14 protein-coding genes and 4 pseudogenes are annotated in these 15,580 nt (G+C 48.8%); 10 read left to right on the top strand and 8 right to left on the bottom strand.

Annotation, left to right across the window (positions count from 1 at the left end):
* Positions 1 to 256 precede the first annotated feature (256 nt).
* From lafA to AC0L66_RS00330, 10 genes and pseudogenes are all read left to right on the top strand, one after another.
* Positions 257 to 1,124, top strand: a pseudogene (lafA, locus tag AC0L66_RS00285) (lateral flagellin LafA).
* A gap of 417 nt (positions 1,125 to 1,541) precedes the next feature.
* A pseudogene (gene fliD, locus AC0L66_RS00290) lies at positions 1,542 to 2,880 on the top strand (flagellar filament capping protein FliD).
* 18 nt (positions 2,881 to 2,898) lie between these two features.
* The gene (fliS, locus tag AC0L66_RS00295) at positions 2,899 to 3,285 is read left to right on the top strand and encodes a flagellar export chaperone FliS (RefSeq protein WP_473568031.1); all 387 of its coding nucleotides are present in this window, start codon (positions 2,899 to 2,901) and stop codon (positions 3,283 to 3,285) included.
* Positions 3,269 to 3,592, top strand: a complete 324-nt coding sequence (locus AC0L66_RS00300) for a LafD (RefSeq protein ID WP_473568032.1) — start codon at positions 3,269 to 3,271, stop codon at positions 3,590 to 3,592. The genes fliS and AC0L66_RS00300 overlap by 17 nt, the downstream gene beginning before the upstream one ends.
* Positions 3,593 to 3,595: 3 nt before the next feature.
* Complete coding sequence (locus tag AC0L66_RS00305) at positions 3,596 to 4,666, top strand: flagellar hook-length control protein FliK (RefSeq protein ID WP_473568034.1); 1,071 nt, start codon at positions 3,596 to 3,598, stop codon at positions 4,664 to 4,666.
* A 22-nt stretch (positions 4,667 to 4,688) separates the two neighbouring features.
* The gene (locus AC0L66_RS00310; RefSeq protein ID WP_473568036.1) at positions 4,689 to 5,177 is read left to right on the top strand and encodes a flagellar basal body-associated FliL family protein; all 489 of its coding nucleotides are present in this window, start codon (positions 4,689 to 4,691) and stop codon (positions 5,175 to 5,177) included.
* Between the two features lie 8 nt (positions 5,178 to 5,185).
* Positions 5,186 to 5,914 carry a FliA/WhiG family RNA polymerase sigma factor gene (locus tag AC0L66_RS00315; RefSeq protein WP_473568038.1) on the top strand — a complete coding sequence of 243 codons (729 nt, stop codon included), beginning with the start codon at positions 5,186 to 5,188 and terminating at the stop codon, positions 5,912 to 5,914.
* Between the two features lie 9 nt (positions 5,915 to 5,923).
* Positions 5,924 to 6,782 (top strand): annotated as a pseudogene (gene motA, locus AC0L66_RS00320) (flagellar motor stator protein MotA).
* Complete coding sequence (locus AC0L66_RS00325; protein ID WP_265675178.1) at positions 6,782 to 7,771, top strand: flagellar motor protein MotB; 990 nt, start codon at positions 6,782 to 6,784, stop codon at positions 7,769 to 7,771. The pseudogene motA and the gene AC0L66_RS00325 overlap by 1 nt, the downstream one beginning before the upstream one ends.
* A 125-nt stretch (positions 7,772 to 7,896) precedes the next feature.
* Positions 7,897 to 8,190, top strand: a complete 294-nt coding sequence (locus AC0L66_RS00330; protein WP_265675177.1) for a hypothetical protein — start codon at positions 7,897 to 7,899, stop codon at positions 8,188 to 8,190.
* A gap of 88 nt (positions 8,191 to 8,278) precedes the next feature.
* Here AC0L66_RS00330 and AC0L66_RS00335 read toward each other — a convergent pair whose 3' ends face one another.
* The 8 genes and pseudogenes from AC0L66_RS00335 to AC0L66_RS00370 form a co-directional block, all read right to left on the bottom strand.
* Positions 8,279 to 9,322 (bottom strand): flagellin, encoded by a 1,044-nt coding sequence (locus AC0L66_RS00335; RefSeq protein ID WP_473568039.1) that lies wholly within the window; start codon positions 9,320 to 9,322, stop codon positions 8,279 to 8,281.
* A 29-nt stretch (positions 9,323 to 9,351) separates the two neighbouring features.
* Positions 9,352 to 10,251 carry a flagellar hook-associated protein FlgL gene (gene flgL, locus AC0L66_RS00340; protein WP_265675220.1) on the bottom strand — a complete coding sequence of 300 codons (900 nt, stop codon included), beginning with the start codon at positions 10,249 to 10,251 and terminating at the stop codon, positions 9,352 to 9,354.
* 9 nt (positions 10,252 to 10,260) lie between these two features.
* Complete coding sequence (gene flgK / locus AC0L66_RS00345; RefSeq protein ID WP_473568041.1) at positions 10,261 to 11,634, bottom strand: flagellar hook-associated protein FlgK; 1,374 nt, start codon at positions 11,632 to 11,634, stop codon at positions 10,261 to 10,263.
* Positions 11,631 to 12,176: a rod-binding protein gene (locus tag AC0L66_RS00350; protein WP_265675174.1), complete on the bottom strand. Its 546-nt coding sequence runs from the start codon at positions 12,174 to 12,176 to the stop codon at positions 11,631 to 11,633. Before AC0L66_RS00350 ends, flgK begins: the two co-directional genes overlap by 4 nt.
* Positions 12,177 to 12,185: 9 nt before the next feature.
* Positions 12,186 to 13,289, bottom strand: coding sequence for a flagellar basal body P-ring protein FlgI (locus AC0L66_RS00355; RefSeq protein ID WP_390902925.1), 1,104 nt, complete (start codon positions 13,287 to 13,289; stop codon positions 12,186 to 12,188).
* 17 nt (positions 13,290 to 13,306) lie between these two features.
* Positions 13,307 to 13,981: a flagellar basal body L-ring protein FlgH gene (gene flgH, locus AC0L66_RS00360; protein WP_265675172.1), complete on the bottom strand. Its 675-nt coding sequence runs from the start codon at positions 13,979 to 13,981 to the stop codon at positions 13,307 to 13,309.
* A gap of 30 nt (positions 13,982 to 14,011) precedes the next feature.
* Positions 14,012 to 14,798, bottom strand: a pseudogene (flgG, locus tag AC0L66_RS00365) (flagellar basal-body rod protein FlgG).
* A 40-nt stretch (positions 14,799 to 14,838) separates the two neighbouring features.
* Positions 14,839 to 15,570, bottom strand: coding sequence for a flagellar basal body rod protein FlgF (locus AC0L66_RS00370; RefSeq protein ID WP_473568042.1), 732 nt, complete (start codon positions 15,568 to 15,570; stop codon positions 14,839 to 14,841).
* Between the last annotated feature and the right edge of the window lie 10 nt (positions 15,571 to 15,580).

Below are 15,580 nucleotides of genomic sequence, written 5' to 3' on the forward strand. Positions count from 1 at the left end.
CGTCAACGAAAGCGAAGAATGTCGACCCACTTTCAACTCTCCTCCTCCCCTCTAGGCGCTAGGCACCAGAAACCGCTCTATACCCATAAACCGAATTTACCCCCCTTCCCTTGAACCAACCTCACACATTCACGCCCAATTTCAACAATCTGGCTATTTTTTTCACTTTTGAGTTAATCCTAGAAATTAACTGACCGCCTCTTGTTAGTGAGCGGGGCGAATGTCCCAAATTGATAGTGATTCAAGGAGAACGACAATGGCTTTATCAATGCACACGAACTACGCGTCGCTAGTGACACAAAATACACTAAACAATACCAGTGGCTTACTGAATACTGCAATGGAGCGTTTAAGCACGGGCTATCGCATCAACTCAGCAGCGGATGACGCGGCAGGTCTACAAATCTCAACTCGTTTAGAATCACAAACTCGTGGTATGAATGTCGCGATGCGTAATGCACAAGATGGCATTTCGATGATGCAAACGGCTGAAGGGTCAATGGATGAAATGACTAACATCGTTTACCGCATGAATGACCTTGCAACGCAAGCATCGAATGACACCTCTTCTGCTGCAGATAAAACAGCACTGAATAAAGAGTTTCAACAGCTAAACGAAGAACTTGTCAATATCATGGATTCAACCAACTTTGGTGGTCAGAAGCTTTTCAATACCACTGGATTTGCAGCCTAGCGCAGTGAACTTACAAATCGGTACTAACTCTGGCGAGCAACTTTCTGTTGATGTGTCTGCCGACATTACCGCTCTAAACACGGCCGTTGGCGCAGCGGGTGGTTTCGCTCTTGGTGATATTACCACTGCTGCGGGCGCGCAAACGGCTTTGGATACACTGACAGGTGCCAATGGTGACGCTGGCGTGCTGGCTGATATTGGTACCACACGTTCTAGCTTTGGTGCCAACATCAATCGCCTAGAGCATTCTATTGCTAACTTAGGCAACATGGTTGAGAACACCTCTGCTGCGAAAGGCCGTATCACTGACGCTGACTTCGCGGTTGAATCTTCAAACATGACGAAGAACCAGATGCTGATGCAAGCGGGCACCACTGTTCTTTCGCAAACAAACCAAATGCCTAGCATGGCAATGTCACTGCTTCGCTAATTTTACCCCATCCTTGATAACGGATGTGATGACACCCCGTCTAGCCCAGCCGTTATTGTGGATACGAAGAGTTTTCCTTTATTCGCTCTTCATCCGTCCTTAACCTCCTTCGGGAGGTTTTTTTGTACCACGACTGCGCTGTAATTCGGAACCCATATCCCACAAATCCAAACGAATCCGTCACTGCAATTAACACACCCATGATATCAGCCGCCTTATTGTTCTAGTGAAAAACCATTGTTCACGGAAAGCGGAAATCTACCACGGGAAATCCGGCTTCCGCCATTCGTTACAAAAAAACATAAATAATTGATTTAAAACAAAATAAATCATGGCATATATCTTGATTTGTTTACTGTTCACCTCTGTGCTGTTCACTATAACCATCATACAGCCAGCATGATTAGGAGCATTCTAATGAGTTCATTAGACCCCATTACTATGGCAACCCAGCTCGCGACTTATGACGTGCAGCCATTTCAGAACCGCTACCAAATGCAAGCGGACAGCTATCTCGCGCAAATGACGGCATTAGGTAAAGTAGAGTCGGCGCTTCGAGAATTTAGAACCGCCGTCAATGCAATGAATAGTACTGACTCAAACGTCATTAAAAACAGTGCCTCCATTTCGCAAGAAGGGTTCTTTAGCGCCAAAGCGGATGCCAGTGCGATGGCTGGAAGTTATCAAGTTTTTGTGGAGCAAGTCGCAACCGCACATCAGCTATCAACGGGCATGCCAGCCAATCTGGATTCAACCACCGAAGTACCTACAACGGGTACGCTCGACTTTACTATTAACGGTGAAAGCTTATCGGTTGATCTCTCTACGCTAGACACAGACGGAGATGGCAAAGCAACGATGACGGATCTTGTTTCCGCGATCAACAACGACCCAGACAACCCGGGCATCAACGCAACACTGGTTCGCTCCAACGGCCAGACACACTTTATGTTATCGAGCACGGAAACTGGCTGTCGCCAATACCATCAATGTTTCCGCCTCCGGCACTGGATCAACATGGTTTGAGGATGCGTTCACTAACACCAGCAACATCAGCACGCCACAAGATGCGGTCATTTGGCTTGGTGCCGAAGGAACAGGCCTCAAACTAGAAAACAGCAGCAATACCTTTACTGGCGTGATTGATGGCGTTGATCTCACGGTCAGCAAAGCTCAAGTATCTGGTGAGGCTCCCCTCACCCTCAATATTGGCGCAGATTCTGAAGCGACCAAAGAGCAAGTTAATCAATTTATCGACGCCTACAACACCCTAATGTCCACCATTGACGAGCACACTGGCATTGGCGGCGAAGATAAATCGCGTGGCGTATTAGCCAGTGACCCAACCCTGCGTTCAATTGAGAGTCAGTTAACCAGCTTAGTTCGAGGCGAGTTCGAGGGCATGCGCTTAAGCCAAGTAGGTATCACGCTCGATCGCAGTGGCACCATGACATTAGATGCCAGCAAATTTGAAGAAGCACAAACCAATAATAGCGCCGCCCTCGAGGCCATGTTCAACGGTGAAGGTAACCTTCTCGATTCTATCGATGCGATGGCAAACCCGTTCTTACAATCGACCTCTGGCTTGTTTAAAAGCCGTAAAGATAGCTTACAGCAAAATATCTCACGCATTGACGATAAGCAGAGCACGTTAGATCGCAAATACGACATGGCTTACAACCGTTATCTAAAACAATTTACCCAAATGAATACCTTAATGACCCAAATGAATCAAACCATGGGCATGTTTGGTTAACCCAAGGAGACAATAAAAATGCTAATGGACTCAGGCTACGACTCTTATCAACAGGTTGACTTAAACGCCCAAGCGGCCGCGGCTAGCCCTCATCAACTCGTCATCATGCTCATTGATGGGTTGCTTGATGAGGTAGAACGTGTGCGCGGTCATATCACTGCAGGTCGCCTCGCCGAAAAAGGCGATGGCATCAGCAAGAGCATGAATATTTTAGTCGGTCTCGACAGTGCATTGGACTTAGAAGCTGGCGGCGAAATTGCTGAAAACCTGCATCAACTGTATGACTTTTGCCAAGTGGAACTGTATCAGGCAAGCGTCAACAACGATATCGACAAGCTGACGAATGTAGAGCGCGTCATGAGCACAATCAAAGAGGGGTGGCTGAATTTTGGCAAACACGCATAAGGTGTCCCCTGAGCGATTTCGACACCTAAGTCAACTCATTGAAATTGCGACAAAAACACAAGACTGGCCCACCCTTCAGCGCTACGACGTGCAGCTTAGGGAGCTTTTGGTCACCCATGATCCTTTTACTAAAGGAGGCCACCAAGACCCACGTTTAGCCGCTGAGATAGAGCGGGCAAAACAAGCGCACTTACGAGCATTTATTGCGCTTTCTGAAGCGACCAATGCGTTAAAAACGCAGCTTGGTGAAGCCGATGAGCAAAAAGAACGGGCGCAAGCTTATCAACTCGCGATGAGTCTGGAGTAACCCATGGTAACGATACCTGCAGCAACTAATAGTACTACTCAAACGACGCCACATCGCGGAACTGAGGGTGAGCGCTCTATCGCCCCATCCAGCCAAGAAAATACGCGACAAAATCCGCCCGCGTCATTCAAAAAATTGGTCGGCGACAAAAAAACCGAACCGTCATCATCAAATGAAGCGGATGCGCTGCCTAGCGACGCGATAGCAATGAATGCCACCGCAGATACGCTAGCCCCAGCATTAACTACGGCATTGCCGCTCACGCCTCACCATCCCAGTGACGGAGCATTTCACGCACCAACGAACGCGCGACATAATATGACGCTGGCGACACAAGGCCGTACCATTCAAAACGGCGCTCTGCAGGCTCAAGCTCATCTTCCTGAACAGGGGAGTAGTCCACTTATTGACGCCAGAGTAAGCACGCCGAGTCAGTCTACAGGGCGATCTTTTGAAGCATCGCTTGGACGACAGGCTCATACAACGGCGCTAGCCCACTCGCGACTCAATACGTCACCATTGGGCAATGACATTCCTTCATTACTAATGACGGCAACCGCCGCTAGTAGCCCATCAGCCTCGCATTCTCCAGCGCCGCCAGCGGTCAGCAGCCATACAGAAACCAGTACGGCGCAGTGGGCCAATGTCCGTATTGACACTCAAGCAGGAAAATGGGGAGAGCAGATGCTTCAGGTACTGCATGACCGTGTGACCTTGCAATCGCAGCAAAACTTACAAGAAGCACGCATTCGGCTTGACCCACCTGATTTAGGCAAGCTCGACCTAACAGTTAGAGTCGAGGGCGATAGGCTCAGTGTGCAAATTAACGCCAATGCAGCGGCAACGCGCGAGGCGTTAATGCAAGTTTCGGAGCGACTACGCAGTGAATTGCAACAACAAAATATTCTACAAGTCGAGGTGCAAGTCGGTTCTGGTGACAACTCCAACCCTTCTTCCAACACGCCAAACCGCGATGAAGAGGTGGGCATCTTCGCCGCACGAGAACGACATGAGGAGCCGACGAGTTTCTCATCTCACTCATCTTCTGGCCACTGGTTCAACATTCACGCCTAGTGCATTCATAAGGAAATAGGTCATGACCAAACAACAAATTTTTGCTCTTTTTATTGCCACCATTATCTGCAGTGCATTGGTCTCTGGCGGGACGGTTTTTGGTACCGCGTGGTACCTACAGCAAGAAAAGAACAACACCTTGACCAGTAATTCATGGCTATCGGCGTTATTTAGCAGCCAGCCAGAGCGTCAACTACAGCCAAGCTTTCAAGCGCTTGATAAGTTAGTTCTCAGTGTGAGAGGAAAGAAGCAAACTCACTTTGTCATGCTAGAGCTTGCCATTGAAACCCGTCGTCCAGAGCGTATGGAAAATATTAATGACTACATGCCCGTAGTTCGCAACGCCATGCTCAACCTCTTTAGCCAAAAAACCTATGAGGAGCTGCACGGTGAAAATGCGCTAGCAATGCTGCAAGATGAAGTCAAAGTGACCGTGCTTGGCGCGTTCGAGAAAACGGATCTCGTACGCGATATTGACGATGTACTCCTGACTAAATATGTCGTGCAGTAGGTGGCGTTATGTTGGATATGAATTACAAGGACAGTTACGGTATAGAAGAAGAGATTCAATCTCCCTCTGTGCCCATTGATGAACAGCGATTACTGAGTCAACATCAAATACTCGTCAAGCGCGTCGTCAACCAACTGCGTCATCACGCCACCACCCATTGCAGCATAGAAGACATGCAACAAATTGGGCTTATTGGGTTGCTGGAAGCGGGGCGACGTTATGGCGATATCGATGACAGTCAGTTTCCTGCGTTTGCGGTATGCCGAATTCGTGGTTCGATTTTGGATGAATTACGTCGGCTCGACTGGCGCTCGCGTAAAACCCGTCAGCAAGCCCACGAACTTAACGACATCACGCGTGACCTCACCAAATCTTTAGGTCGCCTACCCACAGACAAAGAAATCATCCGCGCTTTGGGTACCGACCAAGCGGATTACTTATCTCGCCTTAATGCTTCCATGGCAGGCGAAATGCAAAGCCTAGATCAACTGCTCGATAGTGGTCTTGAGGGCAACATTCACTCTGCTTATGACGCCACTCAACATGAGCACCATCGACGCAGCCTTGAGGTCGCATTGGGTCAACTGGCGAAGCGTGAACAGCTACTCATGACCCTGTTTTATCAACACGACATGAATCTTCATGAAATTGCGTTAGTACTCGATTTAACGCCACCACGCATCTGTCAGCTTCACAAGCAAGCTCTCAAGCAACTCAATCAATTGTTATCTTCTTAGGAGTCACCTATGCAAAAATTTATGGGCGCGGTCATCATTTTGATGTGTGTCTTCGGCGGCTACGTTTGGAAGCGGCGGTAGCCTAATGGCGATCTGGCAACCAGCTGAATTCCTCATCATTATTGGTGCAACGGTTGGCTCGCTGATCATTGGTAACCCACCACAAGTACTCAAAGAAATGCGTCTCCAGCTGCGCTCTATCTTGTCGCCCCATAAAGAAGAGCAAGCCTTTTTCATGGAGCTGATGGCACTACTACAAATCCTGTTAGAAACCGTGCGCAGCGGCGGCTTTAAAGCGCTGGATAAGCACATTGAAAATCCAGAAGAAAGCCCAATATTTAACCGCTACCCACTGGTTAGCCGTGACTATCGCCTCGTTTCTTTCATAACCGACAATTTACGTTTAATGGCAATGGGACAAATGTCGCCTCATGAATTAGAGGGGCTACTAGAACAAGAGATCGAAGCCATACAAGCAGACCTTCTTCTGCCGTCACGTTCCATGCAAAGAACGGCAGAGGCCCTACCAGGTTTCGGCATCTTGGCAGCGGTGGGTGGCATTATTATCACCATGCAGGCCATTGATGGTTCAATCGCGATGATTGGTTATCACGTTGCCGCGGCTCTAGTTGGCACATTTTTAGGAATTTTTGGTTGTTATTGCTGCTTAGACCCAGCGAGTAACGCCATGGCTCAGCGCGTAAAACGAGACATGTCAGCCTTTGACTGCATCCGTGCCACCCTAGTGGCGTATGTTGCGAAAAAGCCAACACTGCTCGCCATCGACGCTGGCCGCAAACACATTCAGCTCGACATCAAACCAACCTTCAACCAAATGGAGAGGTGGCTCGCTGAACAGGAGGGATAATGCAAAAACAAGAGCACGTTGTCTTTAGGCGCTCAAGCCGCCGCCATGAAGAAGAGTTCCATGGCGGCGCATGGAAAGTGGCCTTCGCCGACTTTATGATCGCACTCATGGCTCTGTTTCTCGTATTATGGGTGATGCAAGTCGTTGATAAAGAAGAGCGGAAAGCGATTGTCGCTCACCTACAGATGGCCAGTGTCTTTGATAAAAGCACAGGTAACCTCTTTGATACCTCACAAAGTATCTCACCTATCGACCTGACTTCAGATTCCTCTGTCGCTAGCCGTCATGATTCGGTGCACACGGTGAGCTCTTTTTTTCAAGGGGATCGCGATGGGCCAGAATCCGATTCACTGATTGACGGCACATTCGATACTCAAGAGCGTCTCGCCGCCCTTGCTAAGGTCATCAATGACGCTATGCGTCAGATTAATGCCGAGGGAAATGTCGACATTACGGTCACGCCACAAGGCCTAAGAATCGTGCTGCAAGATGACTACAAACAAAATATGTTCCGACGGGGTGGCTCAACATTAACGCCATTTTTTGAAGATTTATTACTGGCTTTAGCACCTATATTTAACCGCGTTGAAAACCCGATGATTATTAGCGGTCATACTGACGCGACCCAATATCAAAAAGCTTTTCGTGATTCGTCAAACTGGGAATTGTCATCCTCACGAGCGAATCGAGCGAGGCAAACCCTGGTCGCAGGAGGCATGCCAGAGCAGCGAGTATTGCAAGTCACCGGCATGTCGGATCGGGCACTGCTAAACCGAGAAGAACCCAAATCGAGCGAAAATAGACGCATCGAACTGTTTGTTCTCACCACACCTGCCGCCCAAGTCATCAGTACGTTATTTGGCGAGCAACCAACCAGTGAACTCAATAAAGCGCGACAAAAAGCTAAATTCAATCAACCTGTATTCAGGCACGACACGATTGGTTATTCGGTGGACACCTCTCCCCCTATAACCCCTCAGCCTCTCTAGTGGTTTTATTGCTAGCAAGTTCTATGCTTTAGATAACTTGCTAGCAATAGACACATGTGTTTGTGATGAATAATGGTGACCGACCAAGAATCGAACGCCAGTTGATGAATTTAAGTTGAGTCTTTATGAATCAAACCCCTCCACATACTGCTGCGTCTCAACCGGACTCGCTAAAGAAGGCGTTCCTGTGGTTGGTGATTATTGATTATATTCTTCTGGCATTGTTCTTAAGCCAGTTGCCAACTCTCACCCTTAAAGCAGGAACCGGGATCAGCCTGTTATTGGTTATCTACAACGTGTTACTCAGCTTTCTTTGTTTTCGCCGTACTCAGCAAAGAGATGGCTATATCATCTACCCCACTCTCTCCGCCACCCTACTGGCGTTTATCTGCTTTTTGTATTTTTTCTTTTTGGTATAAAAACAGCTTACTCATTACAATGGGTAAGCTGTTTTTATATTGATGCTGGCGTTATTAGGATAAAGAGCAGAACCGCTTCGTTAAGGCACTACTTCAACAACGCCACAACTGTGTGGCGACGCACGTTAGCTTGGGCATTAAGCGCTTGGAATGTGCTGGTGAAATCATGGGATTGCTGGCTAAATTGCGCCAAGGAACCACTCACCTGATTGGCTGAAGGAAGGTTAGATTGACTCTGAAGTCGTGACATTTGCGAGTTCAGTTGAGATTGGAAGTGTTTGCTCTCTCTCAGGCTAGATTGAGCTTGTTGAAGGTGCTGGTTCACGGCGGTAATAGACTGCTTAATGCCCTCGCGAGAACCCAAGTCAAAACGCAGTTCAGCGATACCATCTGGCTCTGCTTTTACGGTAAACGTGTTCGCTTGACCTGCGGGGAAGCGATGTCCCTGTCCGGTAACGTTAACTTGTTGCTGCATCGCAAGATAGGCGGACTCTTGTGATTGAAACACGATATTACCATCATGAGCAAGGCTTGCTCGCATGCCCATTGGAATCAAATTTCGATCCAATTGCTTGACGGTGCGATCACCTTGAGCCTGAGATTGTCCATCAAACTGCATGATAACCGTGCCGTGACCAGGAAAATCAAGACGCACTTGCTCACCGCGCTCACTCATTCTGTTGACGTTTAAGCCAGGAATAGAAAAGTGCCTGACATCGGCACTGTTTAATTTCAGCTTAAGCTCATTATCCACGACACGCTTATCATCAAAGCGCGCCTGATCGAGCGCTGATTCAATATTGTGTTTTGACCGAGATAATACATTGGTCAGAGCGGGAGACACCCCTTGGTTAAGCGCCTGAGTTAACGTGCGCTTTATCTGAGTCAGCTCTTTCCCCACACTATGCAGCGCTTTATCAGCGATTTGTACCGATGTTGCCTGTTGCTGGCCTTGCGTGAGCAAAATACCAGAAAGCGAATAGGACGTAGGCGTCATATTCGCTTGAGGCGTTAGGTAACGTTTAGACAGCGATGAGCTGGGTTCCGAGGCTTGAGATGGCGCAATATTAGTGGTTTCCTGCCCGCTTAACTTAATACTATGCGGTCTTACTTCCACGGTACTTACTGCCATATTACGTTCCCTACTTGACTCTAAATGCGTTAAATTCGATCAAACAATGACAGGTCATTAATTTTCACGTAGCTGGCCTGCGTGGCTTGCAATGCCGCCATATAATTACTCAGACGTACCGATGCTTCACCATAATCCAATGCTGAAATATCACTGGTGACCTTATCAACAAAGAGTTGATTTTCACTGTGTGCGCCATCGAGTAAATCAAGGTTATTATGACGTCCACCGATTTCAGTCATCGCCCCTAATACGCTACCTAAGGTATCATCGATCGCCGCAAGGCTGGCATCAACTTCGGTTCGAAAATTTGGACTCGGGTTCTTAAATTCGACAATTAACGCATCGATTTGGTTAAGCACATTACTGCCGCCACCAAGATCGAGAATATCTTTGGCGGTCATGTTAGATGTCATGGTCACGCCCTTGGCAACCGTCACAACCCGTTTATCGCTATTACCATCAATCGTGTAACCCGCACCTGAGTTAGAAATTGCAGGCATATCCGTTTTGGTGCCAGAAAATAAAAAGTGCCCTTCTTCATCTTGAGCATTAAAGGATGACTCTACCGAATCTCGCAAACTTTCCAGCTCAGTGATCATGCCAGCACGGTCTTCGTCGGTTAACGTGCCATTGGCGCCCCACAACACCAACTCGCGCATACTCTGTAAGCTATCGGTGACCGAGTCGAGCTGAATTTCCTGACTCGATAACGTCGTTTTCACATTGGCGATATTGCGATGATATTGATTGATCGCGCTGCCTTCTCGCTCTAAGTTGAGTAGCTTAATCGACGCCATGGGATCATCCGATAGCTTGGTGAGCCTATCCCCCGTTGCCATTTGCTGCATCACTTTGCCTAAACCGGCATTATTTAACTGCAAGCTTTGCAGCATCATTTGGCTAAATTGGGTATCACTGATTCTCATCATGGCTCCTTAAAACAGTTGCAGCACGGAATCAAACAATTGATTCGCCGTGCTGATCACTTTCATGTTGGCATTATGAGCATTGGCAAACGTCATCAGGTTTGCCGCTTCTTCATCGCTACTCACCGCGCTCACATTATCGCGCGCTGCAACAGCTTGTTCATTCATAGCGTTTTTCGCCTGATAATCAGACTCGGCTTGGCGGGCTTTAATCGCCGTTTCACCAATCATGGCGGTAAAAGCATCATTGAGTGATAACGACCCAAACCCCGACACCGCTACTGGCTTATTACTGATGGCAATAAGATCGGTTAAATTATCGCTGTTACCCGGATTACCATCGCCCGACAAAGCCAGTTCATCGGCTTTAATATCACTAATAGAAAGACTGGCCGCAGGGTTGGCCGGATCATAGGTAAACAAAGGCTTACCTGCATTACCATTAAGATCTAACCCCGCTGACAGTGTGGCATTAAACTCATCGGCGAGATGCATCGCCATGTCATTCAAAGCGTCTTGATTAGGTTTGAGTACGTCGACTTGGTATTCATGCAATGCGCCTAACTTACCGCCAATATCACCATTAGTGGCAAAGGTCTGTTGCCCAAACTCTATATGCAGCTGAGCCAAATACGGGTCACTGGCATCGGGAATCGCAGTAATTGAACCAGCATCACCGCCTAATACGAGAGGCTGCCCAGACGCGAGTGATACCTGCACACTGCCATCGGGTTGATTGGTGGTTTTTACTGCCATCACTTCCGACAGCGAACCAATGAGGTTATCGCGAGTATCCATAAGCTGAGCGGGATTTCCACCTGTACCGTTGATCTCAACAATCTGTTTGTTCACTTCAGCGATATTGGCCATGAGACTGTTGGCATGAGAAATCGCCGCATTTCTCTGCTCGTGCGTATCTTTATGTTGATTGTGCAAAGACTCTGTCAGGGTATTAAACCGACGCGCCAATGCTTCAGATTCATTAATAATTTGTTGCCTGAGCGGTGTAGACTCTGGCTTTGATGTCGCATCATTCAGTGAGGCAAACAGAGAGTCCAATCCTTGGTTCAAACTAAAACCATCCGCGCCGAGCATGTTTTCGAGCTGGCTCATGCTACTCATGTAGCTGGCGGAATAATTAGCAGCACTGCTTGTTGACCACGTTTGCGACACTAAATATTGATCGGTAACACGACGAATGCTAGTGACCTCGACCCCCATACCCGGGCTAGTCGCGTTGTACTTGCCCCCAGCAATGGACGCCATCATAGCCTGCTGACGGCTGTAACCAGGGGTATTAATATTGGCCACATTTTGCGCCGTCACATCGAGCGCAACGCGATTGGCATTCATGCCAGATAACGCAATATTGACGAGATTCATAATAGCTCACGCTCCATTGTTCTCATGAGAGGCTGGGAGAATGCCATTGTGGTGGCAGACTCTTGCGGGGATTGCAGACTAAAGGCGACCTTGGCAGGTGATGCATTAACCTCCGAGGGTACTTTATTACTCGCCATTAACTTGGCTTGTGAGCTTGCTTCCAAATCATTCGCAGACGCCATCGCCAATGCACTATTGGTATCAAACTGCACTTCAGCATGAGAGGGGCTGAGCTGCTTAACCAGCATATCGGCAATACCGGAATGCTGCTTTCGAGCGAGTTCAATGGACAACTGGCCATCGTGCATATCTCGAAAGACCCCCTGTTGCTGCGATGAAAACGGGCTGTCTTCATCGGCCAGCACATCACTGCTGCTGCGCATTTGTCTCAGCACCATTTGCAAGAACATCGCCTCAAACTGCCCAGCGACTTCTTTGAGTGCCGTTTGAGAATCTTGGCTATGCTTAATGTTCGCCAGTGCTGCGTTGTCGTGGTACAGCACTTGGTTACTCACCGTCGAATTCGGCGCATCTATCTTCATACTGTTCTCCTAAATCACGACAAGTTCGGCGTTAAGCGCACCCGCTTCATGCAGCGCCTGTAAAATAGACATTAAATCCGTTGGAGTGGCACCAAGGCTATTCACGGCATTGACAATGGTATTGAGCTCAGTGCCAGGCGGCCAAATCACCATTTGCGCTTGGTCTTCACTAATATCAATTTTGGATTGGTCGACCACCACCGTGTCGCCATCGGCGAAGGCATTAGGCTGACTTACCCGCTGTGATTCGGAAATAGTCACCGTCAGATTGCCATGGCTCACCGCCGCTTCGCTGACTTTGACATTCTTGCCAATCACCACCGTGCCAGAACGAGAGTTAAAGACGATACGCGCAGGCTTACGCCCTTCGACCACACTCATTTCTTCTAACATCGACATCATCGTGACTCGCTGCTGAGTATCTTGCGGGGCACGCATATCCACACGGGCTTTATTGACCGCAATGGCGACATCTGGCCCAAAGGTGGCGTTAATTTCACGGGCGATATTTTTCGCGGTGGTAAAACTGGCTTTGCGTAAATGCAGGGTGACTTGATCGCGGCTATTAAAGTCTGATGGGATTTCTCGCTCCAGTATGGCGCCATTAGGAATGCGTCCCGAGGTAGGGGTATTCACAGCAATTTTCGAACCACTTCGACCCTCTGCCGACACACCACCAATCACCAAGTTACCTTGTGCGACCGCGTATACTTCGCCATCGACGCCTCGTAATGGCGTAAGTAAAAGCGTGCCGCCTCGCAGGCTTTTCGCATCACCAATAGAAGACACGACAATATCTAAGGCTTGCCCCGGGCCAGCCATGGGATCGACCATCGCCGTGACACTGACCGACGCCACATTACGCAGTTTGGGGTTATCGGCATCATCAATTTGTACGCCAAATTGACGCAACATGTTCATGATGGACTGAGCGGTAAATTTCACTTGGTTACGGTCACCCTGACCGTCTAACCCCACCACTAAACCATAGCCCACCAACTGGTTGTTGCGGATGCCCTGAACATCCACCAAGTCCATGATTGGAATCGGCGTCTCTGCTTTTGTTGTCGTGACCAAGCCAAGCGTCAACACCAAAAATAGTGTGGTGAGCATTATTTGTTGTCGATTCATTAAAAAGGTATCCATGGGCTGGTAAAGAACTGCGTTAACCACCCAGCTGAGTTACTGTCAGCCAATGCGCCACGTCCTGAGTAAGTGATACGAGCATCACCAATACGATGGGAAAAGACTTGGTTGTAACGATCGACATCATCAATGCGTACGATCCCTGTTACACGAATAAATTCGTCCCCTTGATTAAGGCGAATCCATTTCTCTCCACTGACTCGCAATACGCCATTAGGCAACACTTCATGCACGGTGACCGTGATCGCGCCTTCCAAACTGTTGCCCTGCGAACTGGCGGCAGAGCCATCAAAATTACGGTCGCCATTGAGACCAACCGCGGTTTCATCCAGCGTTTTACCGCCAATCGTCGCCGCTCCAAAATTCACACTCGACGATTTGCCAAATTTGGTATCGGCTTTCTTACTGGATTGCGTTTCTTCCGCGAGCAAGATGGTCAGCATGTCACCAACACGATAGGCTCGGCGGTCTTGAAACAAGGTTAAGTTATAGCGGTGGCGATACAGGCTGCCACCAGCAGCTTCAGGTAAATCGTAATTCAGCTCTGGCGGAGCATACTTTTGCTCGTCGGGCTCTGGCGGCACGAACTCTTGACGGACAGAGCATCCGGTTACGCCGAGCAATAGCATTGCAGTGATCAATATTGAACGCCATGTCATGTCAAAAATCCTTACGCGTGTCGCGACTGCTTAAATGGCTTGAGCGACAAACTTGAGCATGTCATCAGCGGCAGACACCACCTTGGCATTCATCTCATAAGCGCGTTGAGTGGTGATCATATCGACCATCTCTTCGACCACCTGCACGTTAGAGCCTTCTAGCGCGCCTTGTTTAATGCTGCTTAGCGCCATCTTCGCCAGGAATCAACTCTTCGGCCTGACCGCTGGCCTCGGTTTCTTTAAACAAGTTGCCACCGACCGCTTCTAAGCCTGCAGGGTTAATGAATTTTGCCAATGAAATCTGGCCAAGATTTTGCGGTACCGTGCTGCCTGCGGTTGTGGCCGTGACGGTCCCATCCACCCCAACAGACAAACTTAAGGCGTTATCTGGCAGCTGCACTTGTGGCTCCAGTGGCAACCCCTGACTGTTCACCATCAAGCCTTCTGAGTTGACATGGAACTGGCCGTTACGGGTATACATGATTTGCCCATCGGAGTTTTCTATTTGAAAAAACCCTTGCCCCATCACGGCGAGGTCCAACTCTTGTCCGGTATTTTGTGCACTACCTTGAGTGAACACTTTTTGTGTCCCCACTACGCGTACACCGCTACCTAACTGCACCCCGGTTGGCAGTTGGTTAACTTGATCCACTTGGGCGCCCGGTTGACGCTGAATGCTATAAAACAGATCTTCAAAGACCACGCGATCGCGCTTAAAACCCACCGTATTGACGTTGGCGAGGTTATTCGAGATGGCCGTCATCTTGGTGTCTTGCGCGGCCATGCCCGTTTTACTGATCCAGAGTGCTGAATGCATTGTGTTGCTCCTTTATTGTGCGTGTTAACGATTGTGCGCGTTAACGAGCACTCATCAATTTATTGCCCGCTTGTGCCAGTGTTTCTGCGGTTTTCATCATGCGAATCTGCATTTCGAAGTTACGAGTCAGTGACATAACACTGAGTAACTCATCGATTGCTGAAACGTTACTCGCTTCAATGTGCTCAGGCGCCAGATTGACCGTCGCGTCTGCCGCAAATGGGGCACCGGTATTACTGTGCAATAGGCTGTCGCTTTCTTTCTGCAGCTGAGTCGGTTCAGGTTTAACCAATTTCAGCTCCCCCACTTCCACTTCGGCATTGCCACCGGGAGGGATAATCGACACGCGGCCTCGTTCGCTGATTTCGACTTTTTGGTAATCTGGTAAAACCATAGGACCGTTATTGCCTACCACCGCGAAACCGTTAATGCTCATCGCACCCAACTCATCAACTTTAATGTTGCCTGCGCGGGTATAGGCTTCATCGCCTGCTGGGGTTTGTACCGTTAGAAAGCCATCCCCCATCACAGCCACATCCAATGCCCGATCGGTTTTCACCACATCGCCAGCATCAAAACGCGTCGCCGCGGAGTTGGTGACGACCATCGTGCGACCGTCAAAACCAGAGCCTTGCAACGGCACACTTTGTACCCGCTCCATATCGGCGCGAAAGCCGGTGGTATCGGCATTCGATAAGTTATTTGAACGAACGTGCTGGGCTTTTAATACCCGGCTGGCGCCTGTGGTGGCGGTAAACAATAAGCTGTCCATGCTCGATTCC

The sequence above is a fragment of the Vibrio sp. GJ43-1 genome (assembly GCF_055808835.1).